The organism is Bdellovibrionales bacterium (assembly GCA_016716765.1).
GTDB lineage: Bacteria > Bdellovibrionota > Bdellovibrionia > Bdellovibrionales > UBA1609 > JADJVA01.
Map to the genome: position 1 here is coordinate 382646 of JADJVA010000006.1, position 24334 is coordinate 406979.

A 24334-nucleotide genomic window follows, 5' to 3' on the forward strand; every position below is an offset into this window, starting at 1 on the left:
ACATGTATAAATTTCATTTTTATTCAATTGATTCTGCGTAAATTAGTCAAGATTGGTTACAAAATGGGTCTTTCTGGGTAAAAGGTGGTTGCCTGTAAAGATAGATTTGGTAATTTACCCCCTGAAAGAGCGAGGTGCCTGGTGGATTTTGGGCGCATGCGATTTTTCAAATTTTGGCTTTTTCTTTTATGCGAGGTTTTTCTCGTGGTGCTTCTGTGCCCTCAAGACGTCGGGGCCGAGGTGGCCTCAAGAGAAGATTCTTTGTACCTTCAGATCTTGAGTGATGGGTACCTTTCGTCGGGCGCATTGAAAGACGGTGATAGCTCTTATTCAGTTGTTGGTCTCGACTATTCTCTGCGATCAAGGCAGGGCAGCCGACTTTTTCTTTTTCATGCCTGGGGCCAGCAGAGCTTGGATGAATCAAGGGAGCAGCAGTTCACTTTGCCTGAGGCCTACGCGGGATGGACGACAGACTCAAGGGTTTTTCATTTTGGATTTGGTCGAAAGATTGAAACCTGGAGTGCTCTTGATCGTGAGTGGAAGATGGGCTTGTGGGGGCCCTTATTTAATTGGGATCCATTGAGACCTCAGGAGCAGGGTTTGGTCGGTTTTTTCTCCAAGATCAAGTTGAGTCATTGGGAAGTGGCATTTTTTGCGTCGCCTTTATTTTTTCCAGATCAGGGGCCGCAGTTCGCTTTGAATGAGGGCAGTTTTGAATCCTACAGTCGCTGGTTTTCACCTCCACAAGAAAGAATCGAGGTGTTTCACAAAGATTCTGACATCTATTATAAGCTTCAGAAGCCGCGCACTCAGGACATTGTCCTTCAGTCGAGCTGGGCCATGCGCCTACTTTATGGAGATCCGAGTGAAGGCTTTTGGGGACAATGGTCCATCAGCAACAAACCCATGAATCAGCTTCATCTGGGTGTTGAGGCCTTTCGAAATATTGCTTTGCAGGAATCTTTTGGTAGTACGGTCGCTGTCATCCATGCAGGAACTGTGAATCATCAATTGAATACAGTTGAGGCCGGTCGGACTTGGAATGGGGTGAAGCTGTGGTTGAGCGCATCCGAGGAAACTCCTGGCTCTTCAGATATGAATCCGGTCTGGGAGCAGTCTCCTCTCTTTGAGTCTCGCGTTTATGGGGCTCATCTGAGCCACCCATTTCCTTTGCCCAAAATCACAGCGAGTCAACTTTCATGGAATTATGTCCATACAGTAGAGGGTCGGCAGGTGAAGGCCAAGTCAGCAGAGGGGACGGACGGGGTTTTGCTCGCGGGGGAGTCAGGCGATCGCTTTTCACAGAGATTTCCTCTTCAAAGGGGAGTTGGTCTTAAATGGGAGGCGAGATTGAGTGAAACTGTGGGCCGTCGTATTGGGTGGGAAACTCAGTACGTCTATTCATTTCCTGATCGTGCTGCATGGTTTTCTGTTTCGGCCAAGTGGGGTATGAGCTCTCAGTTAACTTTGATTGCAGGAATTGATATTTTAGGGGCGAGTCCCAGTGACAGTGGGGAGATTCTTGAGAAGAGTACTTTTAGTCGTTTTCGGCAGAATGATAGGATTGGGGGGGGACTGACCTATGTTTTCTAGAAGAAATGAGTCTAAGGGAATCAACTTTTTGAAGCATGTGGGCCTGCTTTTGGTTTTGGGTCTCGGGGTCTGTGCGTGCAGCATGAACTTCGGAGAGAAGAAAGAGGCAGCTCCCGCTCTAAAATTAAATTCTGATAAGTTCACCTGTCTCAGTAAAATCGGTGAAAAGATAGAATCCTATTTTGGAGCTGAAATGAGTCTTGCTGAGACCGAGCAGTTTTACACTTGCATTCAGGCATCTTTTGATACTTTTCAAGTCTATGCGCGCGGAGTTGAGAAAGATTCCTATTCTCCAAATGAATTGCGCGCCTTTTTGGAGAGTGATGTCATCTACCCCAAAAAAATTGGGGACGGATTCATGAGCGAAGCGATGAATCTAAAAATGGCTTTCTTGGGTGGTACAGCGGATAAAATTACCCGGGCTGAGTTAAAACGTTTTGCGGAATTCCTTGAGATCTTAAAGGATGCGAGCACTCAGTTTCAGCCTCACATGGCCACATTAAATCCTTCTGTCGCAATGGAGAGGACTCCTGATTTTGTAGATCGCCTGGGGCAAGGAAAATCAGCTGGAGAGTCAGCGATTCAAATAGCTCAGTTGTTGGGGCGTGAGATTGGCAATATTGCTCAGCCTTTGAGACTGGAGCACTTGGGTGGGTTTGTCGTCGAATTGGCCCGCTTTATTTATGGAGACAGCGAAAAACTTGAACGGGCCAAACTTTGGGCTCAAATGATCTCTACGGTAAAACCAATTCTCGTTGGGGGCTCTCCAGAAATATTGGAGCCCAGTAACTGGAAATCTTTTTTGGAAGGCGGGTTGGCTTGGTACTTAGTGTTTGTGCGCTCGAAGTATGAAGCCTCACAAGGAAGCTTCTTTTATGGGCCCGTGTTTGCTGATTTTGTTGACAATGTAAATCGAGGTTTTCAACTCATTCAAAATTCATTAAATAGTCAGCCCGACAAGCTCATCTCCTTTAACTCTTTGGAAAGGCTATTTTTTGGGATGAAGGCACTGGACATTGTGCCATGGACAATCACATCGCAATCTTTTACTGAGTTCATGCCTGTTTTGGTGAACAAGGCTTTTGGTGATTTGGGAAAAGCCCCTCAATTTCGCCTAGGAAATGGGATCACAGGTGAACACCTCAATCAGGCGCACCAGGAGTTTAAGAGATGGGCTGCAATTCAGTCCTATCTGGAATCTCAATTGTCTCCCGGGTATAGGAACGAATTAGCAAAGTCTAGTGGAGGCGGAAACAAAAGTCTCAAACTAGACTGGGAATTGTCGTCGATTGGCAAGATGGGAATTGATATCACTGCTGATAGAGGTGGTGGATTGGCCTTGTTTGGCGTGGGCTTTGAAGGAAGAGAAACCGACTTTGCTATTGGTGAATTGAAATCAATCATTGAAAGGGTGAGACCATTCTTTAAGCAGGGAGAGGGACGAACCTACCTGACCTACAAGGATGAGATCGTTAAAGTTCAAGGATTTTATAATCTTTCAATTATGAATGTCGTTCGTGGGTTGACGAGACTTTTGGTGCGTGGATATTCGGAAGAACCATCTCGAGCGGCTAAGATGGAGGGAGTGACACAGACTGAGCTCTCCGAGTTCTTCAAAAGCATTCGAGGGATTGGTGGTGATTTAAAAATTCTTGACCGTCGCAACGTGGAAAGCCTCGGGGGTCGCGTTTACACCGAGGGAAATGTATTTACTTACCTTGGTAATGCCTTGCAGGAATCTTTGAAGACAAATCAATTTGGAGATCTGTTGGACTTTGGGGAAACTGTCGAGCTGATCAGTCTTGTTTTTTCCGGAAACAATTTGGGAAGCGAGATGTATCAGCAAGCTCTATCGAGCTGTGAAACGGGACCTCTGGATTTTTTCGATCGGCCAAAACTGAAGCGTGAATGCTTTTCTGAAATATTTTTTAGTAGGATTGGTGATTGGTTGACTCAGTTGCCTCAAATGAAAAACTATTGGCAGAATTTGACAGTTGAGGAAAGGCATTCGGCGCTGATGGTTCTATCTCGAATGGCTGTTCGTCCGGTGCAAGATGATTTGGACTACATAGAAATAGCTGCGAATCCCCTGGTTGGAACAAGGCCCATTGAAACCTGTGTGCGTCCAGGTATTCTTCAATTTGGTCCATGGGGAAGATCGGCTCATGATAAATTTGAGAAATGTCAGATCGACAATTATATTCGGGAAGAGCGGCTAGAAAAGGTAGTTGCCCGTCTTGAAAAGGGCGGCTTTCAAGCAGTTGATTGTGCCTGGTCTGGATCGATAGAACTTTCGAAATCCTACTGCGATTGGATTGAAGCCGGAGAAATGGCTACAATTTCTGTTGTCATTCACTACATTGAGACAATCTTGACTCGTTTTGACCTTGATTTGGATGGTCGAATCACCTCCAGCGAGGCATGGGAGGCCTTTCCGGTATTCCGGGGACTCATTGACAGGGTGGCGAAGGCAAATGGATTTAACCTCGAAGAGAAAAGGCTCCGCGAAGTTTACGCATTTCTTCTCAGTGAAGGACGAATTCCTACAAAGCAAGATTTTCTTTGGAAGATGGCTTCGGTGGGATCTTCTTTGAAAATTGACATTGATAGAATGGGCCTTCTCAAAATTTTTGAAATTTTTGTCGGAGGCGGCAAGAGCAAAATGATGAGTGCATCCAGAGAGCTCGCTCAGTTTCGCAAGCAAAAAGAGAAGGAGCAGAGAGCGTCTGAGACTTCACGGAAGAGCGCGGAGGAATTTGAATTCGCTGGCCCATAACGCGTAAAGTCTTTCAAATGTATAGGTAATAAAATAGCCTGATTCCTCAACTATTTGGAGGTGCCACATGACAAGGCTGTTTTTGATTTATCAAAGGGTGATTGTTTCTATTTTTGGTGTCCTAGCTTGTTGGTTCAGTCTCAACGGTGGAATGAGATTTTTTGGAATAGCCGATGCGGCGCCCGGCTCTAAAGTGAGTCAGTTTGTTTTGGATCAAAGCCACACTCAGGTTATTTTTCGAGTTTCCCATTTGGGTTTTAGTTATGTGACCGGATTTTTCACTAAAGTAGACGGTGAAATAGCGATCAATGACGAAAATCCGTCTGAAAGCAAAGTAAAATTTGTGATCGCGACGGACAGTGTGAACACACACTTTGCCGATCGTGATGATCATTTGCGCAAACCTGATTTTTTTGATGCAAAAAAATACCCAGAGATCATCTTTACCAGTAGCAAGATCTCCAAACAGAACGGAAATATTTATTCTGTTGAGGGAACTCTCAATCTTCATGGCAAAGTGAAGCCAATTAAGTTTCCCTTTACGCGTCTGAAAACAGGTCCTGACATGAAGGGTCAAACACGTACGGGAGGATTTGCTAACTTTGTGATCAAGCGAAGTGATTTCGGCATGAATTATATGAATGGTCCGGATAAGATCGGCGATGAGGTTGAAATGACCATTAATTTAGAAGCCGTTCTCAAGTAAAGCTGCGAGGTTTTTGGATTGAAACCAATGCTTGAAGTGATAAAGGGGAGTTTGTTGCTTCCCCTTTTTCTTACGGTAATAGGCTTGTTTGTCGCGAGATCTGTGAATCGACGGGTTCTCGCAAGCGAGGCCTCATCTTTAGGCGAGACCGGAACGACTGGAAGTTCCAAAAGAAGTCTTGAAGTTGAGATCAAGCGCTTCGTTGGCCGGAGTTTGGTCTCCTTGGGTCCTGCTTTCGCTTTTTTAGGGGCTTGGCTGGCCTTGATCGGCTCGCCTGGTTTTGATTTCTTCTCGGGACCCGAAATTCTCCTGGTTGCCACCCCTCTATTGGCTGTTCTTTCTAGCTCTATTTCTCATCGCATCTGGCGCCAAATGTGTTTTGGGTTGATTGGAATAGGAACAATTTTCCTGTTTCTTCGCCCTTTCAATATTCAGGATTTGTCTTTGTGGCTGATGATCACGGCGGTTATTTGTCTTTTTTGTGTTTGGAATTATTTCTTTTCGCGATCGGCTGTCGATGTGAGCGGCGAGTCTTGTCTTCATCGCTTTGAGGCCGCTGGTTTTTACCTCAGCTACCTCGGGATCGGTTTGCTATTGGCTTTTGAGATGCTGATGTGGGGGAGTGCTTCTTGGGCACAAGTGATGGGCGGAGTTGTCTCGTCGCTATCTGTGAATATGGCATTTATCTTGATCGACGACCTGAAAAATTGGCAGGCGCGACCCGACTGGCTTTGGCTTTTTTATTGTTGGCAAGCGATTTTGGCTCATTTCTATCTTGAGGTTCCAATTCAATTTCTTATTCCACTCGCCGCACTCGCGCTGTTGAGTGTGTATTGGGAATATCACTTCAAAGCTCGGGCCAACTTTCAAAGATTGATTCTCTTAGTCCTCATCGTTTTTACGACAGTATTCGGTTGTGTGATTTGGGCTTTTCTGACAAAGCCCAAATCATTCTATTAATTCTACTGATTTGATTGTATTAAGTTTACTTTTGAGTGGCCGATTGCTTGGCAATGATGTCGTGGCCGAGCCACCACACAGGCTCTCGCGGGCTCCAGGATTCGGCGAGCATAATTTCTCCACAAGCGCGAAAAACGACTTCGCTCAGGAGAGAAGTCATCAAATGCTTAGGATCTTTGTGAAGTCCAATCAGGAAAGAACTTGCATCTCTCATCTGATTCATTTGTTCGAGGCCATTGTGTTGAGGCCAGTGCTCGAATTGACTCCACTTTTGAATCACCTCTGATTTAAAATACCTGTCCGTATAGCTCATTATATCGTCAAGATTATGATCGGTATTTAACAATTGACCGCAATCTTTGAGTATCTGTTCTACTGCGTGATTGCCTCCTCCTTCTTTTTGCAAAGCTCCGACGAGAGGATAAAGGGACACTTCCACGCCAAGAAAAATGGAAGAGGAGTTAGTCAATATTTCAGGAGCATTAAAAACGGATACCTTTACTCCCTGGCTAAAAGCTTCTCTCGCAATGTTTTCGAGTTGGATCTTTGAAAAGCCCTGAAGGTAAGGAGCGTAGGACTGCCACTGGTATTTTCCGCTCACGAGAACATCAGTGCCATGATACCCGTAAGCGACGTAGGAGACGTGGTTCCCGGCCCTTTCACTTCTCTCTCTGATTCCCTGACTCAGATCAATGAGATGGTGAAGAGTGTTTCCCGTCACTTCTTCAAAACTTGCGGCACAAAAGCGACCCATGTCAGTGTTCCAGAATTCTTCACTTGAAGCATAACGATCTCCCGCACCTTTGAAAACTCGATTCATGGCTGGCATGACGATCTTGGCTCTGGGAACCCCTCCGGCCATTGTATGAACAAAAAGAATGTTGGACTGTGGTGGAATTTGCTTTTCAAGTTCGTGCATGAACTCGGCGACACGTCGTCGGAAGCTCTCAATTCCTGCCGCTCGGCTCTGTTCAATTTCATCGAAGTTAATTTTTCCTTTGTTCCACTCGCTCAGCTTGAGACCTTGAAGTTGATCAACAGGTCGACGGCCTGATTTGGCGGGCTCCAGGTCAAAGCCAGCTTCCAGGGGAACGTTTATAATCGATTGAGATTTTTCAATGAGTTCTTGGGGAGTCAGAGCTCTTAGTTTTTCATTTTCATCGCGCCGACCAACCGTGGAAAAGATGACTTTCATTCCTGCTTTCTGAGCTTCTTCAACGATGCCGTTCGCGTAGCCACGATTAAAAAGCTCACCAAATACGACCAGTACATCACCTTTCTTGTATTGATCTTTGGTAGGGGTTTGGCGCATCGGCTTAAATTGAGCAATCATGGTCCCTCCTCTGGAGAACAGTAGAATTCACAGATTTGATTTTGAAAGGCCGACAGTAGCCGTCTCTTGGTGATGGGTCAAATTCAGGCTTACAGAGTTCAGAGTTAGGGCACTTCGTCAAGGATATCAGGAGCAAAAAGCATGGAACCTAACACAAATAAGACAGAATAAAAAAAATTCACACTTAACCTTTTTTTAGGCAAAGAAAAATTTTTAATAGTATTCATTTCAAACCAAATAAAACTGATTATTCTCAGTTAGTTAGTTGTTTTTTAACTCTTGGTCATTTTGTAAAATAGTCTGTCTTGTGGGCCCTTTTTACTGTGTTAAGAGATCGTATAGAACTTGCAAGGGGATAGCGGAGACTCCAAATTCTGGAGTGCAATCGAGGAGATGAACCGTTTGAAAATATTAAATTGGCGGGTCTCCTTGGTTCCATTTTGGCTGGGGAGGCTGAACAATAGTACTGATACGGCCAAACGCATAAGGCAATCTTGGTTGGCTTTGGTGGCCTGTCTCAAATTTCTTTCTGTTTCGTTTTTTTCTTTTTCGATGTTGTTTGCAATCGTTTTTCTCTTCGCGATGAATCTGACCCTCATGGCATGGGCCGAGTCCTCTGAGGGGATCTCCTCTTTGGTTTTTGAAGATCACAGTTTATCCCGTTTTCACGGAAAGTGGAATATTGAGGCTGGGGGGGAGACGTTTACTGAAGGAGTTGATCAGGGAACCCTCGTCGGTTTTGTATTTCGTTCCCGTTTTCAATACAGACTGACGGATCAATTTGATCTTTATGTCGATGCAAAATTGCAGATTCTGACTCGTCAAATTCAAGCTCGCTTTGCTGATTCAAGACAGACGGGTATCTTTCCTTACGAAGTTGTTGCTCGGTATCGTCCATCAGAAAAGGTCGAGTTGAAGGCGGGTGCCCTCAACATGGGATTTCTTGACGTGCCTCTCTTGATATCGAAAGAGAGATCATTTCCTGGAGCCTTTCAGAAAATCGGTTGGGGTGAGAGTAAAAAATATTTGAGGGCCGTCGCACAACAGAGCATTCCAACTTCTTCTTCGTTTGAATCGATGCGTTCTGAAAAGGAAAAGACTCCCTTGTTTACGACGGAGTCTTTGCAGGCTGGTGTGAGTCTTGGGGAAGAGATGATTGCTTCGGGACAGTTGACTCATTTTCGATACAGTGATCTCCCATCTGTGGTGGCATTTGAAAGTGGAAAAATGGGGAACACGACAACGGGTGAGTTTCCTGCTAATAGCCGTTTTTTGTTTGGCTTTTCTGGATGGGTTATTGGGGGAGAATTTTGCCTGTGCAGAAGTCCAGGATCTGGGTTTCGTATTGGTGGTTATCAACTTGAAAATCAAGAGGCGGAACCAGCTTTTAATAGGGCTCAAGAGATTGTGCTTCGGGGAGATTTTGAGATTTCCGAAATTGTATTGAGTCCCTATTTGTTGAGATTTTTTAGTGAATCTGATGCCGTTCCAGCATTTTTTAATTCCGGATCAAGGGGGCATAACAATCGAAGGGGAGAGGGCTTGGGTATGGAGATTTTCTTTCGCCCTTACAATTTTCGTCTTGTTGGGGAGTATATATCGAGTGATGTGATCAATCCAAATTCCTTGCAACAAAGATTGAATTCGATCCAAGTAAGGCTGGAGACTCTCAATGTTGAATTCTAAGCGGATTTTTTCTGGAGTCTTAGGTTTTTCCCTGCTGATGGGATTGACTTCTTGTTGGGAACCCACAAAACAGAATTCTCTTGTTGAGAAGGGCTTCTCTCATTCAAATTTTTTAGTTAAATTGGTCGATGGAGACGCCTTGCCGACCGAAGAGATCACTCCGAATTGGCTCATTCCAAAATCGCGACACTATCATTTTTGGTCATGTTTGCGAAATCGAGCGACAGATCAGATTATCAGAGGGATTGGATTTACTGTCACTTCTGATGATTCCATGATCGAAGTTGTAACAGACAATGAGGGATGTCTTCATTGGCATGAAAAAATTGATTTCGATTATCTGGCTGAAGAGGCCTATTTGCAGCTCGAAAGAACTGTGTCAGGGACAGGCATCTATCAAGGTAAGCATAAGATCCAACTCGCTATCAATCCTTGGGTTGTTTCCAGGAAATCGGGTTTGAAGGAAGTGAAGTGGATCAGAGACAACCAAGGGACGGATATTCCTGAGAGAATCAAAGTCATTGGGCACAATCAGGTCAAGTCGGTTCTTAGGGGGGCCTACAAAGGAAAAGTTCCGTCTGCGCAGGAGCGGCCAGATAAGCCATCTTCGCAAGCTGAGGTCCCCAAAAAGCTACTGTGGATGAACAGGGTTTCTTCAAATGTAAAGGAAACCAAACAAGATGGCCAGGGTGTTTGGCTTCAGATACAGTTGGCCATGATTCCCGTTATTCAGTTTAAGGACTTATCGGGTACCCCCAATCCGATCCCTCTGAAGGCGGGAAGATTTCGCGTGGATGCACAGATTGTTGCCACAAACCTTGGGGTCAATCGCGATGAGAATCTAATATTGACTCCTGATCTTCCTCCTTCCATCGGGGTAATTACAAACAATGACGGTATCTTGCGAGTTCAGTTTGACTCCATGATCACGAGGCGGGTGGCTCGTGGGAATATTCAATTGGCTTTACGGGTCACTCCGATTGATGGAGCGCCGGAAGGCTTAGGTTCTTTTGAAGGACTGTACGAGCTGAGTCCATTTGACAAACTGGAAAGCAAAAATGCAGACATGTTTATTCCCGCCAGCGTTTATAGAGAGGGCGATGGTTTCGCCTACGAAAAGTTTTTAAAAAGCGCCGGTAATTTTGAAAAATTAGAGGCGGCTCGATCCGCTTTTAAAAGCGAGCCATTTGAATTTCCGAAGATGCTGATAAAATTTGAGACCATTCGTCCGGGAGAGACGGCAACAACAAGAACGGTGGATTATTCTATTCAGGCCTGTGTCCGAAACACTCTGACTTCATCCTTTGTAAAAGACGAGCTATTTTATGTCGATTATCTTACTGACAATAAGACTCTTGAATTAGAAAAGGATTTTTATACTCATGAAAATGAAATGAACTCTGCAGGCAATAAAGAATGGTGTCGACCCGATGGATCATCGCCCAAGTCTGGGCAGGACTGTAGGCCATTATCGAAAACCGATCAAGATGGCTGCCTTCGAATCATGGGTCATGTGACTCACAAGTACTACAAGCCAGAAGAGCTGTTTTTTCCGACCATTCGTATTCGGCATGTGGCGAGCACTTATTCCAAAGAATTGGTTTTGGCGATTAATCCATGGGATTTGTTTGCGACTTTTGGACGAGACCGTCGTGAACTGACTGATGACTACGTGGAGGCATCAAAAAAGAGGGAAAAAATAGCCTCTCTACTTTATGTTCCCGCGTTTAGCTATCATACTTTGCGTTTCCGCTACGAAATTGATGAGTTTATGAATCTTGTCGTAAAAAAAGTATTGCTACTTAAGCTTGAACCTAAAGTCTTGAGGTATTCGAGTATTACCGATGGACGAAAAAATATTGGGCAATTGAGAGACGGAATCTATCTTCTTAAGTTGGCTGTTCAAAAGGACTACCTCGATCCGGCGGCTGAGGGAGTCGTTATTGGATTTGATCAGGACCAAAAGAAGACATACGTTGAAGCTCCCGAGAAGGCAAAGACTCGTGAATATATCAATGGCATCAAGAAGCTGGTTCGTGTTCAAAATGGAGAAATCATTACTCCAGTTGAAATAGCAGTCCGTGATTTGCGGTTATTGAGAATTCGCTCAAACATGTTGATACAACTTGAAACGATTGATGAAAAAAAATTAATTATGTCCGCAATTATTCATGCTAACCTTAAAAACCATATTGCCAAAGGCAATGTCGGAGGGGTTGTCCGAGAACAAAGGGATAAATTGCTGAAGGACATGACGTATTCTCTGAGTTCCTTCCTCTGGGCAGGAAGACAACAGGGAAACCTATCAGTTCCCAAAAAAACGAGGGAAACCTGCCAGATATTTATCAGACCACTTCCAAAAGGTATCTTGCTGAGATCGACCATCTCGGGTCTGGTGTGACGCAAGAATTTCTTGCTAAGATGAAGGCTGAGGCCATTAAGGCCTATAAAACGAATGATGTTTCATTTATGCCGGTTGCTCCTTACGTAGATCTCGACTCCCTGCGGGATTTGGATTCGGGTATGGCGCCACGCAGTTTCTCTGGGCCGGTCACGCTCCTATTGAATTCTAATATGTCATATATCCGTCCTCTGGATAATCTCGATGAATCATTCTGTGAGGAAACAGACGATTGTCGGGAAGTCAGCAAGACAATTGATGAATTGACAGGGGAGAGAAAGCGAAAATTGAGGATCGCGATTATCGAGACTCACCTCTCTTCGGTTCAATCAGGCATCTCACCTCGATAAACGTAGATGCAATTCTTCAAAGGATGACGGTTCTGGAGGAGGAGTATCGCAAGAACAATACAATTTCGAGTCTGCTGTATAATTTTATCAATCAAACCGGACTTGATTATGTATCGCTTGGAGATATTCCATTACAGCGATTCGACCAAGAAAAGTGCTCATCCCTGAGAGAGTATTCAATCAACGAAGAAAAGTGTTTGGTTCCGGCGCCGGAGGCCTCAACTCCTCTTGAGAATTTTCTTTCAGATCTGAACAATCAAAGAGCAGACACTTACTATCAAATGCCGGGCGAAAATGTCGATAGAAGTGACATTGAAAAATTGATTGAGACCGGTGAGATTGATCCTCGTGTCGACTCTCGATTTTGTGATCTCTTTGGACGACAGATGAACAAGCTTTGGAAGGAATGGGATCCGCGCGGGTTAACTGTGGTCGCGGATTGGTTGAAGGGGATAGGCGGAGCCTGTGTGGATCGGCAAAGAAATCATGACGGGGTTTCTGTCGGTGTCTTTTCGTTTGGGAAAAGATCACCTGGACTTATTTTTGAACAAAAATTGAAAATTCTGAAGACTGGGAGGTATCGGTTTAAGGGTGGCAAACCCATGAATATCAGTGTGGGTGTCAATTTTGGAGTAAATTACAACAAGTCATTTTCTGGAGGCTGGAACTATAATATTTTTGGTGAAATTCCAATTCTTGGATCTATTCTCAGGTTTTTTTCTTTGAAAGAAGAGAGAACTCGTTCAAATACAAATGGGACGTCAGTTGGAGAAGGGGCTTACCTTGCTATGCAGGAAGCCACAATGGATGTTGAAATTCTTGAACATGAAAAATGCCTTATTGTGAGGCCACATCCGGATCTCGTAACATCGATCGTAGATCGTATGAATTTTAGTGTTAAGGATGTGGCGATGAAAATCCGTGATCGTGTAAAATTTAAAATGGGACTTTCCAAATTGGACCATGGAAAAACAATGGATCTAGGGGGCGATGCTTCTGAAAAAGAGCTGGTGTTGGGTCAGTTCCTTCGGGGGATCATGCTTTGTGGAGACAAGAAAATCAAGGAGCCCACCCCTGTTCGAGAGAAATATTACTATTTTAGCCAGCATTTTACAGAAGGGGATCTGCTTGATAGTGCCGATCTCTACAATCACCCCTGGTTGCTGGCCTTGCGTGGCAAAAGGGATTTTCAGGGATTTATGGCGGTTGTAAAGGCGGTTCCTTACAATTGGAATTTTTCTGAAGTCGCGAAGACAGAAGGTTGGTCAATTGACCATATGATAAGGTCTTATCGGCAGGTTCATCCCACTTTTCCAGGCCTCTACTCAATCTTAGAGGAAGAAGGAAAGGCGGCTCTGTATCCTTTGAACGACAAACCCGCCGACTCTTTTCGTAACGGAGTCTTAGATGGGAAGAAGAATGCCGAAGAAAGAAAAGATCCTTAAGAAATATTTTTAGTATCGAATTCGCGCCTTGCCGTGGCTGGGGCTGATGGCGTTTTCAATTTCTGGTGAATTCTCAGGCGATTTAGGTCGAGAAAATGTTTTGTGAAAGAACTCGATGTCCCAGCCTCCGTTTACTTTAGTGAAATCTCCAAAGACTTGCACGCGGTAAGAAGTGCTGGAATTTTCGCGCGACTCCTCTCCCAAAAATACGGAGGGTCTAGGTCCAGAAACTATAATCACTGACTGATCAATCGTAGAAATCTGAGGATTGAGACCGCTGTTCAATGAAGAAGAGACCACGGAAAAAAACGAAACGCCAGATCGATCTATGTAGTCAAGTGTTACATCATGGTTCCAGATACTCCCGCCGGGACCGGTATAGGTCGGAGTGCTGGCTTTGATGTTATTGATGGGTATGGTAGGTGGGGGTTCGGGAACAGGCTCGCCTTCTTGCCGTTGAGCGAGGTTAGTGTCTGAGTCTTTTGACTTGTCTCTTGAGCAGCTGGAACCAAAGAGAATGACGAGTCCGAATGTTGCTATAAGGCCGAAGTTAAGTGCCCCTTTCATAAAAGTCCCCCCGGAAAATAGTCTAAATGGGATACCGTCGCTTGTGCCACGGCTCATGGTTTACCCCAAAAAGAAAAAGCTGGAACAATGAAGACAGTGTGCATATCTGGGGACAAAAAAAGAGCCTGTAACCTCCTGTTTTGACTGAGTGGCGATGTTGAGGAACTAACTAAATGTCTTATTTTTGGACAATTATGCTGCTAAAGAGCTGGGAGAGGTGAGCGACAATTCTTTTGCTTGCGCCTCCTTTTTGAAGGACTTCGCGTGCTATCTGTTTGCTGATGAGAGCGTGGGATTCTGGTATTGAAAGCCAAATCTTTAGTTTTTGGGTCCATTGCTCAGTGGATTCAATCACCTCAACCATTTTTAAGCCGTCGACATCAGCAAGCTTTTTGCTAATGTCGACGGCTGGGATTTTCTTAAATTCGATGGCTTCACGGTTGTTGTGATGATGAGGGCCAACAAATGTGAGTGACCCAGATCCCAATGGCTCCATCACACTATGGACGGAGTTTCGAAACGAGCCGCCGACAAAAGCGAGATGACCCCAAGAGTAGAGGTCAGCTAAAATCCCAAGTTCATCTATCAGGAGAACAGCATTTGGTGTCCATTGGTTCGCCTGAGAGTAGCGCAGTGATTGCAGGCCGAGTGCTGAAAGGCGATGTTCCAAATTCGCAAGGTGCTTATTTGTGGGCTCATGTGGGGCAATCATCAGCCTCAGCTGGCCGCTCTCAACAAATGGGCATAGGCTCGCAAGAAGAACCTCTTCATCTTCTGGCCAGGTCGACCCAGCAATGAGCACGGAGTCTCCAGCTGTCGGTTTAAACTCCAATTTAAGGGCGTTGGGGTGAGCCAGACGAAAGTGAACCTGATCGTACCGAGCATCTCCCGTAACATAATGTTTGTTGTTGTTGTGTTGAGTGATCTGACTCAATTGATCTTGGTCCTCCTGGGTGACCACGTGAACCTCATCTAGAAGTGGAATGAGAAGTCGCAAGAGTTGTCTGGAAAAAAAGGACTTCATTTTTTTTTCGGAGAAGGTCGCGCTAAAGAGCATCGAGGGAACTTGCGCTCTTCGGCACTGAAAGAGCAGCTCTGGCCAAAGGTCCGTGCGAGCAATCAGAAGAATTTTTGGTTTCCAAAGCTGAATAAAGCTTTGAGTGGCCGCTTGAGTATCCAAGGGGAGGGGCTCATGCCAGTCGACATTTTTAGTGGTTGCAATGTTTTTAAAGTGGCTTGGAGAGAAGTAGGTCACCAGAATCGGAACATTTGGTTCACGCTCTTTCAATTCGCGAATCAGGCTTTTGGCATATTCGAATTCTCCAGATGATGCGTGAATCCAAACTGGTTGTACTTTTCCCATCCATTGAGGCTTTGGGCGTCTTGAGCTCTCTTGTCGAAGGCGAAAGCTTCTTCGTATTTTCGGTGAAAGCCAGAGTCCAAAAGTAAAAAGGATCGTCAGCATCAGAGGGACGGCTAGCCAGCGATAGAGCCACAAAAACAGAAGAAAAAACGGACTGATTTTTTTCTTAATCACAAAAGAGAACCTCGGAGAGTGGTTGATACGAGCTGGGGAGAAATATCAACCAAACACTTTTTATAAATAGGTTGAGAGCATTTTCCCCGTCCATCCTTTGTGCAGGGCCGACAAGGGAGATCAATTTCGATCAGCTTCGAATTTTTCCAGGAAGGAAATCCAAAGGCCGTTGGTCCAATGAGAGCAAAAGTGGGCTTGTTCAAATAATCACTCAAATGGAGAACGCCCGTGTCTCCGCTGACGACAGCCTTTGCTTCTCGGATGAGCCGAGAGGTCTCAAGCCAAGAGAGCTTTCCCGCTAAATTGACCGTTCGATCCGGAAACATTTTCTGAATGACTGAGCAGAAATCATCAGCCGGTCCCCCCACGACAATAAAAATGCGCTCTTCCATTTGCCGAATGAGTTCAGTCCAGGACTCAATTGGCCAACGCTTCATCTCCCACGCGGCCGAGGGCGCGACAATGATCGCTTCAGACAATTTAAAATCTGGGTGATGAAGAGAAGAGAATAGGTTTTCAGGTAGCTCTGGAAGTCGAAGATCACGTTCAAGGGATTCTTGCCACCTGATATTCCATTTTTCCAGAGGCAGAACAAATGACCGGGAGGCGCGAAAGGGCCAAGGCAGAACTTTCCATCCAAGCCTTAATAGGAACCATCGTTTGATCCGGTGTTTTTTGCGTCTCAGAAATGAAGGTCCGCCAAAAAATGGAAATAACAGAATCCAAGTCAAAAGGTGTGATCGAAGATTACAATGAGCATCATAAATATGAGTGTAGTTTTCAGACCTCATCTTCTTTGCCAGTTTCCACAACCCGAGCCAACCGCTCTTGCGATCAAGACTCAAAATTCGATGGATTTTTGGGTGAGAAGAAACAAGATCAGCTGAGTCACTTCTCACGGCCCAGTGAATTTCAGCTTGGGGGAAGCCATTGGCTAAATGATCCGCCGCCGAAAAACACTGGACAATGTCTCCAAAGCTAGAAAAGCGAAGAATCAGAATTTTTTCAAAATGCATGCCGAGGACATTACCGCAAAATGAGGATCTGTCCAATAAAAGGTCAGGGGGGATGTTGACCACATAGGGCCCTGGTGTCTAAATAGGGAAATTGTGTTTCATACATGAAGGAGCCTTTTATGTCTTCTGCAACTGCTGCCATCCCGAAGTTCAAGGACCTGACTCCGCCTCGAGAGGGAGGGACCATTGTGTTTTTGCAGGGTCGGTTCAGTGTTCCCGATCATCCCATTGTCCCTTTTATCGAAGGAGATGGAACAGGGCCTGATATTTGGCGGGCTTCAAAAATGGTTCTCGATGCAGCGGTGCAAAAATCATATCAGGGAAAGAAAAAGATTGCTTGGTTTGAAGTTTATGCTGGAGAGAAGGCGTTCAAGAAGTATGGGAATTGGCTTCCTGACGATACAATTGAGGCCTTTCGTCATTATTTGGTTTCGATTAAGGGTCCCTTGACAACACCAATCGGTGAGGGGATGAGGTCTTTAAATGTGGCTATACGTCAGATTTTGGATCTCTACGTCTGTTTGCGTCCTGTCTGCTACTTTGAAGGAGTTCCCTCTCCTGTAAAAAAGCCGGCAGATGTAGACATGGTGATCTTCAGAGAGAATACCGAAGATATTTATGCAGGAATTGAATTTGCGCAAGGGACTGAGGACGTCAAAAAAGTTTTAAATTTCTTGAAGGAATCTTTCCCGGCTTCTTACAAGAAAATCCGATTTCCTGAAACCTGTGGAATTGGAATTAAACCTGTTTCCCGGGAGGGAACAGAGAGGTTGGTTCGATCGGCAATTGAATATGCCATCGCTCAGAAGAAGAAGTCGGTGACCTTGGTGCATAAGGGCAATATCATGAAATACACGGAGGGTGGTTTCAGGAATTGGGGCTATGCTTTGGCCGAAAAGGAATTCGGAGACCATATCTATTCTTGGAACAAATGGGAGCAGACAAAAAAGAGCAAAGGGGAAGAGGCCGCCAATGCGGAGCAATCCGAAGCTTTGGCGAGAGGAAAAATACTGATTAAAGACGCCATTGCTGACATTGCGCTTCAGCAAGTCTTAACCCGACCCAAGGAGTTTGATGTCATTGCGACGCTGAACCTCAATGGAGATTATCTTTCGGATGCCTTAGCTGCTCAGGTGGGAGGGATCGGGATTGCCCCTGGTGGAAATATCAACTACCAGACGGGTCATGCTGTTTTTGAAGCCACTCACGGAACCGCTCCGAAGTATGCCGATCAGGACAAGGTGAATCCCGGCTCGGTTATTCTTTCAGGAGAGATGCTTCTCCGTCATATTGGCTGGAATGAAGCTGCTGATTTGGTGATATCAGGACTTGAAGGGGCGATTGGGGCTAAGACGGTGACCTACGACTTTGCTCGTCTCATGACAATGGAAGGAGCAAAGGCTGTTAAAGAAATCAGTTGTTCTCAATTTGGCGAGGCCGTCATCAGTCACATGGGTTAAGTGTGCGCGGCGGTTCTCCCAAGATTCTGTAAGCCAGAGATCCTGAGTCATGTGGCGTTAACTTAGGAGTCTTCTTCTATTAAAAAAAAAAGGGAAAGGGATAAAAGGGGGGGGGGGGGGGGCCCAACCCCCCCCGGGGCGGACCCCCCAAAAGGGGGGGGCGACTGTTGCTCGTCGGTTGGTTCTTTGCAATTTTTTTAACCATCGACGCTCAGCTTTTCATTGGTGAGTCCGCAGATCAATGAATTTTTATCAGGATTTTGATTGAACTTGCACGGCTGGCAGGTGCCAAATCCTCTGAGACCATTTTTCTTTTGGAGTGGCGCAAGCATTGTCTTTAGCGCTGGATCAAGTTAGCCGGGTAAAGTTTTGACAGGCTGGAAAGCCCATGGTCTACTAATAGATAATTTTATAGTGGGTAACCAATAGACAAACCAAAATGCAGAGGTTACCTTGGCAAGTCAAAATTTTATATACGGAGCGCTTTCAGAAATCAAAGGATTTGCCCTGTTTAAAGGGCTGAGTGACGATGTAATTCTGAATCTCTGTGCCACTTCAGAAATCAAAATTCATAAGCATAAAGAACAGGTTTTCGCTTTCGGGGATCCCGCTTCTTGTTTTGGAATAGTTTTATCTGGAGCGTACAAGCTGTCACGCATAGCAGTTTCGGGAGAGGAATCTGTCATTCACTTCTCATCCCCTGGCGACGTAGTTGCCGCTTTAGTCATGCCGCAGGTTAAGCCTGTTTACCCGGTCAATGTAAAAGCCATGGGCCCGTCTCGGATTCTGCTGATACATAGAGACATTTATATTCAAAATTGGCTAAAAAATCCAGAATTGATCACTCGAATCCAAGGTCTACTATCGACACGCATGAGTCGTTTACAGAATCAAAAAGTCATGCAACGAGCCCCGCTTCAATCTAAAGTGGCTGCCATGCTGTTACAACTCGTTGCTAAAGACACAATTGAAGATGAGCTTGAAGTTCCTTTGCCACTTACTCGCAAGGAAATTGCAGATACACTTGGCGTCACAGTAGAATCAGTAATTCGTGTCATGAGTGAGTGGGTCAAAAAGGGCTATATTATTACGACCGACCAACACATTAAAATTTTAGAGCCCAACATTCTTATAGCTCAAGTTGAGGATTGAGATGTGACCTGATCTGAAGATTCCGATCCATTCCAAATGTAAGAAGCGTCGTGACAAATCCTTCCAAAAATGAAGGAAGGCGCGCATGTTCTTCTAAAATTTTCGTAAGTCCGCGCGGTTTTGGGGTGCTGCCGGAATGGAATCTGATTTTTTAAGTAAAATCCGCATTGACACTTTCAAAGGCGGTAACCAATGACTTCCAAATTTTCGGCAAAAAATAAGGGAGAAATTGGGGGCCGGGGGGGGCGGGAAAAAATTCCCCCCCGGGAAATTTCTCTGGGGGGGGGGGGGGGGGGTTTTTGGGGGGGGGGCGGGTGGGGGGGGTCCCCCGGGGGGGGGGCCCCCGTTTTCGCCCCGTTTTTTTTTCCCCCCAGGGAGGGGGGGGGGCGCCCCTTCTCCCCCGGGGGGGGGGGGTTGGCCCACTTTCCGGGGGTTTTTTTTTTTTTTTTTTTTTTTTTTTTTTTGGGGGGGGTTGCGGGGGTTTTTTTTTTTTTTTTTTTTTTTGGGTTTTTTTTGGGGGTTTTCCCCCCGGGCGCAAGGGATCGATGGCCTTTGGAGTTGCAGGGCAGATGGAGAAGGCCCGATGCCGTCCCAACATCTCGTTTGACCGGGTTTTGGGGTCGGGGCCGATGGGGGGGGGGGGGGGGGGGGGGGGGGTTGGCAGTTCTTACGGAATGGAAATCCCGTTTAGCCGCACCAAAACAAATGGAAAAGTACTTCCAATTTTGTGAAATCGGAAGACTTTTCCGATGTTGAAAGCCAAGAAGAAGATCCACATTGAGATGACAGATGAGAAGCTTCACGGCTGATTGACGAGATTGAGAGCTCAAACTTAACGGAAGAAACTCGTCAAGAATTAATCTCTCTCAGAGCCTTTTGAATTAGATCTTTGTGGGACTGAAAAGGCCACCATCGCCAGATTGCGCAAGATATTTGGAAAGCAATCAGGAAAGTTCAACAAAAGACCTCAGGAGAAAAAGCCTGCTCATGGGAACACCGAGGCAGTGGTCGCCATGGCCACGATCATTACCCATGGCCAGTGTCCAAAGCCCCGGACTGTCAAAAAGGAGGGTGTACAACTGGAATCCAGGCATTTATGTGCGCGTGACGGGCAATCCGCCACTTTCAGTGAGCGTCAAGCCCAGAAACTTCGTTGTAACCTTGTGGCAAAATATTTGAGGCTGGTTTATGAAAAGGGGAGGAAAATTCGGCCCTGATAGCCTTCTTCACTATAAGTCCTCTGCCATTTTACCGTCTTGAAAAGTTACAGAAAGTCGGCCGGGGCTGACTCTGCTCCCCCCCCCGGGGAGTCCCCCGGGAGATCTAGAAAAAGGCATGTACACCACGGGCATTCTCTGAAACTCCAGAGGGAAAATCATTCTATTTTACCGGAAGGAAATACAGTGGAGAGAATTTGGAAGAGCTCCTGACTCGGCGGCAAAGTCAGGGTCCCATTGCCATCATGCAGATGCTCTGAATATGAATAATATCAAAGACCGAGCCCAGGAGATATTGAAATACCTGTCTCACCCACGGTCGGAGGCATTTAAGGATTCGAGCAGGACTTTAAAAGAGAAAGCGAATTTTGCTGGGCCTTATCTCAGGTCTATGCAAACGAACGGCACTGTAAAATGTGAATTTTCCCCGAAGAGCGCCTCCAATACCACCAAGAGAAGTGCCCAGCCGATGGGGGCTCAAAACCTGGATTGACAAGTATTTCCCAACAAACTCGCTGAGCCCAATTCAAAACTAGGAGCCGGCGTCAAATACAGCAGAAGCATTGGAAGGGGCTCACCGCATTCCGCCACCCAGGAGCCCCCATCGACACAAATCCTCGAGCAACAGCCGTCCCTTCAAACCGAAAAACCTCTTCTTTAAGTGAATACGGGCCTTCGTGGGCGACATTCCTCTCAGTTATAAAAACTTGACATCAGTGAGGCCAACGCTTTTGACTATATGGTGTCCATTCAAAAAAACTTTGAACTGGTCAGGTCCAACCCTGATAACTGGATGCCATGGAACTACACACAAAATTTCGAAGTAGTCATTCACGGTCAATGAACGGATACGGAGGATTGCTTCCTTCAGCTAAAACCAATGTGCTTTGATTGTTCATACCCTTGAGGCTAGGGCAAAAATTATTGAACTTGTATGATCTAGATCATACTTGCTTTGTGCTACTTCCGCTAACCTTAAAACTCGAATAAATTTAAAAGGAGCGTTTGATGATAGAAAGTGTAATCTATATTCCGTCTTTTGAAGGTGAATACAAAACCGGTCTTATTTTTTCGATGATCGAGGGTCTAAAACTTGGAAAAAATCTTAAATTTATTTGCGATAAATCACCAGTAGAGCTTGAAAACCTACTTCAAGAGTCAGGACTAAAAAACGTAGCTTGGACGTCGCGAACAGTCGATACTGGAAAGTGGGAACTGTTAATTCACAAAGATGATCCATTGAATTCAGCATCGGTAGGGTGTTGCGGAATGTGCGGCGGACATCAAATAGAAAAACCTGGAGGCTGAAAATGCTTTCAAAATCACAAGCAAAGGCTTTTTTTGTCCTTGGGACCGCTGCGTTTTCTGCAATCTTCATTGGTTTGACAATAGATACGTTTCAAAGAATTCCAAAGCAAACAAATGCAAATCAGCTCACAGATTCAGCTATTCGAGGCAAGCATCTTTTTGATAAAAAGAACTGTATGGGCTGTCATACTATAATGGGAGAGGGTGCATATTATGCTCCCGAGCTTACGAAGGTTATAGATCGCAGAGGCGAAGCGTTCGTCAAAGCCGTCTTAAAAGACCCTGAGGCGATGTACCCTGGTCAAAGAAAAATGATAAATTACAAATTTAATGATCAAGAAATCGAAGACCTTGCTTCGTTTTTAACTTGGGTTGGAAAGATGGATCTAAATGGATTTCCTCCAAAGCCAGATCTGATTGCAACGGCAGGTTATGGAGCGGGTAGCAATCCCCTCGAAACAGTAAAACAACCTCAAATTTTTGGTCAAGTGTGTACGGCATGCCACGCCCTAAATGGCCGTGGCGGAAATGTTGGACCGGCTTTAGATGGGGTTGGTTCAAAATTTGATATTCAGTATATTACTCAATGGCTAAAAGATCCTGCCGCAATCAAAACGGATACTAAAATGCCCAAATTACCTCTTTCTGACAAAGATATCGCTGAGCTTGCGACTTATTTATCAAGCTTAAAAGGTGAAACAAAATGAAATATCAGTCACAAAAAGTAGCTTATTGGTTTTTTACAGTTTGTATGTTGCTGTTCGGATTGCAGATTGTTTACGGATTCATTATGGCTTTTGCTCATATGGGGTTGGATGGTCTGCACAACATTATTCCATTTAACGTTGCACGTGCAACACATACAAACTTGCTAGTCATGTGGTTGCTGTCTGGATTTATGGGTGCCGCATACTACATCATTCCTGAAGAATCAGAACGTGAAGTACTTTCAGTTAAATGGGCCTACATTCAGCTAATTGCCTTTGTAATCGTGGGAGTGACCGCGGTGATAGGCTTTCACCTCCAATGGTGGGAAGGTCGAAAGTTTTTAGAAATTCCGCGGCCACTTGATTATTTAGTTGTGGTTGATGTTCTGTTATTTATAGGACTTATCGGTGGTACAATTTGGAAAGGCAAGCGCCACACAACGACAAGTCTGGTCTTATTTTTTGGTCTACTTACAGCTGCATTATTATACCTACCAGGAATGATTGAAACTGACAATCAAACGCACGACTCTTACTGGAGATGGTGGGTTGTACACCTTTGGGTTGAAGGTGTTTGGGAACTCATCATGGGTGCCATCTTATCGTTTCTATTAATTAAGTTGACTGGGGTTGACAGGGAGCTGATTGAGAAGTGGCTGTATGTCATCGTCGGGTTCACATTTTTGAGCGGTATTCTAGGAACAGGTCATCACTACTATTATATTGGAACACCAAGATATTGGCTTATGATTGGCGGAATATTTAGTGCTCTGGAGCCCATCGCATTTTTAGGAATGGCCATATACGCTATTGCTATGGCTCGAAAAGGTAAGAAAATTATTGATAATAGCACTGCATTGTTGTGGACACTTGGTACGGCAATAATGTCATTTGTTGGCGCAGGTTTCTTAGGATTTGCCCATACGAGACCTCAGGTTAATATGTACACACACGGCACATTGGTAACTGCAATGCATGGGCACATGGCTTTTTGGGGCGCCTACGCCTGTTTAGTACTTGCGATTATCACCTATACAATGCCGTACATGACTGGTCGAAAACTACAAGACACTAAGACCAACGTATTTGCGTTCTGGACATCAAACATTGGAATGACAGCAATGACTGTGGCATTCGGTATTGCTGGAATTGCGCAGGTCTATCTAGAGCGTAAAATGGGGCTTGATTTTTTATTAGTACAAAAAGAAATTGAGGTTCACTTCTTAGGGCTGGTCATAGCAGCGACACTATTTACTGCGGGGATCATAGCCTATATCTGGAACTTTATCAGATTTGGTCTACCCGTTGGTGAAATTGAGAAAATGTAATGATGAAGGAAGCGAACTCCGAGCCGATGTATATTTCGACCGACAACGAAATAGAGGTTTTTGAACACTGTTTCAAGCTTCAATTACCTCTTCTTCTAAAAGGGCCTACTGGCTGCGGAAAATCGCAGTTTGTTGAATACATGGCAAAGAAGACAAATCGCCCATTGATCAAAGTTTCATGCCACGAAGACACGAATGCGGCTGACTTAATAGGGCGATTTTTAATTCAAAACGGAGAAACTGTTTGGCAAGATGGCCCCGTCAGCAGAGCTATTAAAACCAACGCACTTTTATATTTGGATGAATTTGCAGAGGCTCGTGAAGACGTTGTCGTGGCGCTACATCCCTTGACGGACCATCGCCGCGAAATTTATATCGATAAGATAAACTCTACAATCCGCGCAAATTCTGAATTCATGTTGATCGCTAGCTACAATCCTGGCTATCAAAAAGGACTAAAAGAGATTAAACCATCAACGAAACAGCGTTTCGTCGTTGTCGCAATGAATTACCTTTCGATGGAAAGGGAAAAAGATCTCTTGATAAAGTTAGCGGGTGTTGATGTGAAATGTGCGCAGCTCCTTGCGCAACTCGCACACAAGATTCGATCTAAAGAAGATCTAATGTTGAAGGAAACGATATCGACTAGACTGCTTGTAAATGCGGCCCTAATGATTCGTGAGGGGATGAATTCCCGCAAAGCCTGTCATGTTGCGATTTCAGAGGTTCTTAGTGATGATCGCCAAATCGTAGAATCACTAAATGATTTTATCAATCTGCACATATAATTAT

The 24334-nt window shown here is 45.1% G+C and carries 19 protein-coding genes; 15 read left to right on the forward strand and 4 right to left on the reverse strand.

The features are described from left to right. Nucleotides 1-156: 156 nt before the first annotated feature. The 4 genes from IPL83_05670 to IPL83_05685 all read left to right on the forward strand — a co-directional run bounded on the left by IPL83_05670 (nt 157) and on the right by IPL83_05685 (nt 6035). Entirely contained in the window at nt 157-1593 is a 1437-nt protein-coding gene (locus IPL83_05670; GenBank protein MBK9038644.1) for a hypothetical protein, read from the forward strand. After that, complete coding sequence (locus IPL83_05675) at nt 1583-4369, forward strand: hypothetical protein (protein MBK9038645.1); 2787 nt, start codon at nt 1583-1585, stop codon at nt 4367-4369. The genes IPL83_05670 and IPL83_05675 overlap by 11 nt, the downstream gene beginning before the upstream one ends. 67 nt (nt 4370-4436) lie before the next feature. Continuing rightward, nucleotides 4437-5075, forward strand: a complete 639-nt coding sequence (locus tag IPL83_05680; GenBank protein ID MBK9038646.1) for a YceI family protein — start codon at nt 4437-4439, stop codon at nt 5073-5075. A gap of 27 nt (nt 5076-5102) precedes the next feature. Then, nucleotides 5103-6035 carry a hypothetical protein gene (locus IPL83_05685; protein MBK9038647.1) on the forward strand — a complete coding sequence of 311 codons (933 nt, stop codon included), beginning with the start codon at nt 5103-5105 and terminating at the stop codon, nt 6033-6035. A gap of 25 nt (nt 6036-6060) precedes the next feature. On the opposite strand, the gene IPL83_05690 is transcribed toward IPL83_05685, so the two are convergent. Continuing rightward, nucleotides 6061-7365: a hypothetical protein gene (locus IPL83_05690; GenBank protein ID MBK9038648.1), complete on the reverse strand. Its 1305-nt coding sequence runs from the start codon at nt 7363-7365 to the stop codon at nt 6061-6063. Nucleotides 7366-7770: 405 nt separating this feature from the next. Here IPL83_05690 and IPL83_05695 point away from each other — a divergent pair, with 405 nt between their 5' ends. The 4 genes from IPL83_05695 to IPL83_05710 are packed head-to-tail and all read left to right on the forward strand — an operon-like array spanning nt 7771 to nt 13250. After that, nucleotides 7771-9054, forward strand: a complete 1284-nt coding sequence (locus tag IPL83_05695; protein MBK9038649.1) for a hypothetical protein — start codon at nt 7771-7773, stop codon at nt 9052-9054. Further along, nucleotides 9041-11455 (forward strand): hypothetical protein, encoded by a 2415-nt coding sequence (locus IPL83_05700; GenBank protein ID MBK9038650.1) that lies wholly within the window; start codon nt 9041-9043, stop codon nt 11453-11455. The genes IPL83_05695 and IPL83_05700 overlap by 14 nt, the downstream gene beginning before the upstream one ends. Further along, complete coding sequence (locus IPL83_05705) at nt 11452-11805, forward strand: hypothetical protein (GenBank protein ID MBK9038651.1); 354 nt, start codon at nt 11452-11454, stop codon at nt 11803-11805. The genes IPL83_05700 and IPL83_05705 overlap by 4 nt, the downstream gene beginning before the upstream one ends. Before the next feature lie 23 nt (nt 11806-11828). Continuing rightward, a complete protein-coding gene (locus tag IPL83_05710) occupies nt 11829-13250 on the forward strand; it encodes a hypothetical protein (protein MBK9038652.1) in 1422 nt (473 codons plus the stop codon). 9 nt (nt 13251-13259) lie between these two features. On the opposite strand, the gene IPL83_05715 is transcribed toward IPL83_05710, so the two are convergent. From IPL83_05715 to IPL83_05725, 3 genes are all read right to left on the reverse strand, one after another. After that, nucleotides 13260-13874: a hypothetical protein gene (locus IPL83_05715; GenBank protein ID MBK9038653.1), complete on the reverse strand. Its 615-nt coding sequence runs from the start codon at nt 13872-13874 to the stop codon at nt 13260-13262. Nucleotides 13875-13995: 121 nt separating this feature from the next. Beyond that, on the reverse strand, nt 13996-15354 hold the full coding sequence (locus IPL83_05720) for a hypothetical protein (GenBank protein ID MBK9038654.1): 1359 nt from the start codon (nt 15352-15354) through the stop codon (nt 13996-13998). Beyond that, the gene (locus IPL83_05725) at nt 15351-16370 is read right to left on the reverse strand and encodes a glycosyltransferase family 9 protein (GenBank protein ID MBK9038655.1); all 1020 of its coding nucleotides are present in this window, start codon (nt 16368-16370) and stop codon (nt 15351-15353) included. The genes IPL83_05720 and IPL83_05725 overlap by 4 nt, the downstream gene beginning before the upstream one ends. A 119-nt stretch (nt 16371-16489) precedes the next feature. Between IPL83_05725 and icd the strand changes: the two genes are divergently transcribed. The 7 genes from icd to IPL83_05760 all read left to right on the forward strand — a co-directional run bounded on the left by icd (nt 16490) and on the right by IPL83_05760 (nt 24330). Continuing rightward, nucleotides 16490-17830, forward strand: a complete 1341-nt coding sequence (gene icd, locus IPL83_05730) for an NADP-dependent isocitrate dehydrogenase (protein ID MBK9038656.1) — start codon at nt 16490-16492, stop codon at nt 17828-17830. Nucleotides 17831-18283: 453 nt separating this feature from the next. Further along, nucleotides 18284-18982, forward strand: coding sequence for a Crp/Fnr family transcriptional regulator (locus IPL83_05735; protein MBK9038657.1), 699 nt, complete (start codon nt 18284-18286; stop codon nt 18980-18982). A 1479-nt stretch (nt 18983-20461) separates the two neighbouring features. Beyond that, nucleotides 20462-20692: a hypothetical protein gene (locus IPL83_05740; GenBank protein ID MBK9038658.1), complete on the forward strand. Its 231-nt coding sequence runs from the start codon at nt 20462-20464 to the stop codon at nt 20690-20692. 515 nt (nt 20693-21207) lie between these two features. Beyond that, entirely contained in the window at nt 21208-21507 is a 300-nt protein-coding gene (locus IPL83_05745) for a DUF2249 domain-containing protein (protein MBK9038659.1), read from the forward strand. Between the two features lie 2 nt (nt 21508-21509). Continuing rightward, nucleotides 21510-22214, forward strand: coding sequence for a cytochrome c (locus IPL83_05750; GenBank protein MBK9038660.1), 705 nt, complete (start codon nt 21510-21512; stop codon nt 22212-22214). Continuing rightward, a complete protein-coding gene (locus tag IPL83_05755; protein ID MBK9038661.1) occupies nt 22211-23542 on the forward strand; it encodes a cbb3-type cytochrome c oxidase subunit I in 1332 nt (443 codons plus the stop codon). The genes IPL83_05750 and IPL83_05755 overlap by 4 nt, the downstream gene beginning before the upstream one ends. Continuing rightward, entirely contained in the window at nt 23542-24330 is a 789-nt protein-coding gene (locus IPL83_05760; GenBank protein ID MBK9038662.1) for a CbbQ/NirQ/NorQ/GpvN family protein, read from the forward strand. The genes IPL83_05755 and IPL83_05760 overlap by 1 nt, the downstream gene beginning before the upstream one ends. Nucleotides 24331-24334: the final 4 nt, after the last annotated feature.

Excerpts from the sequence above, each read along its gene's own strand:
- IPL83_05725 (MBK9038655.1), bottom strand. The coding sequence starts at position 16,370 with ATGCATTTTGAAAAAATTCTGATTCTTCGCTTTTCTAGCTTTGGAGAC.
- IPL83_05675 (MBK9038645.1), top strand. The coding sequence starts at position 1,583 with ATGTTTTCTAGAAGAAATGAGTCTAAGGGAATCAACTTTTTGAAGCAT.
- IPL83_05670 (MBK9038644.1), top strand. The coding sequence starts at position 157 with ATGCGATTTTTCAAATTTTGGCTTTTTCTTTTATGCGAGGTTTTTCTC.
- IPL83_05745 (MBK9038659.1), top strand. The coding sequence starts at position 21,208 with ATGATAGAAAGTGTAATCTATATTCCGTCTTTTGAAGGTGAATACAAA.
- IPL83_05760 (MBK9038662.1), top strand. The coding sequence starts at position 23,542 with ATGATGAAGGAAGCGAACTCCGAGCCGATGTATATTTCGACCGACAAC.
- IPL83_05755 (MBK9038661.1), top strand. The coding sequence starts at position 22,211 with ATGAAATATCAGTCACAAAAAGTAGCTTATTGGTTTTTTACAGTTTGT.
- IPL83_05700 (MBK9038650.1), top strand. The coding sequence starts at position 9,041 with ATGTTGAATTCTAAGCGGATTTTTTCTGGAGTCTTAGGTTTTTCCCTG.
- IPL83_05685 (MBK9038647.1), top strand. The coding sequence starts at position 5,103 with ATGCTTGAAGTGATAAAGGGGAGTTTGTTGCTTCCCCTTTTTCTTACG.
- icd (MBK9038656.1), top strand. The coding sequence starts at position 16,490 with ATGTCTTCTGCAACTGCTGCCATCCCGAAGTTCAAGGACCTGACTCCG.
- IPL83_05740 (MBK9038658.1), top strand. The coding sequence starts at position 20,462 with ATGAATAATATCAAAGACCGAGCCCAGGAGATATTGAAATACCTGTCT.
- IPL83_05710 (MBK9038652.1), top strand. The coding sequence starts at position 11,829 with ATGACGGTTCTGGAGGAGGAGTATCGCAAGAACAATACAATTTCGAGT.
- IPL83_05750 (MBK9038660.1), top strand. The coding sequence starts at position 21,510 with ATGCTTTCAAAATCACAAGCAAAGGCTTTTTTTGTCCTTGGGACCGCT.
- IPL83_05680 (MBK9038646.1), top strand. The coding sequence starts at position 4,437 with ATGACAAGGCTGTTTTTGATTTATCAAAGGGTGATTGTTTCTATTTTT.
- IPL83_05715 (MBK9038653.1), bottom strand. The coding sequence starts at position 13,874 with ATGAGCCGTGGCACAAGCGACGGTATCCCATTTAGACTATTTTCCGGG.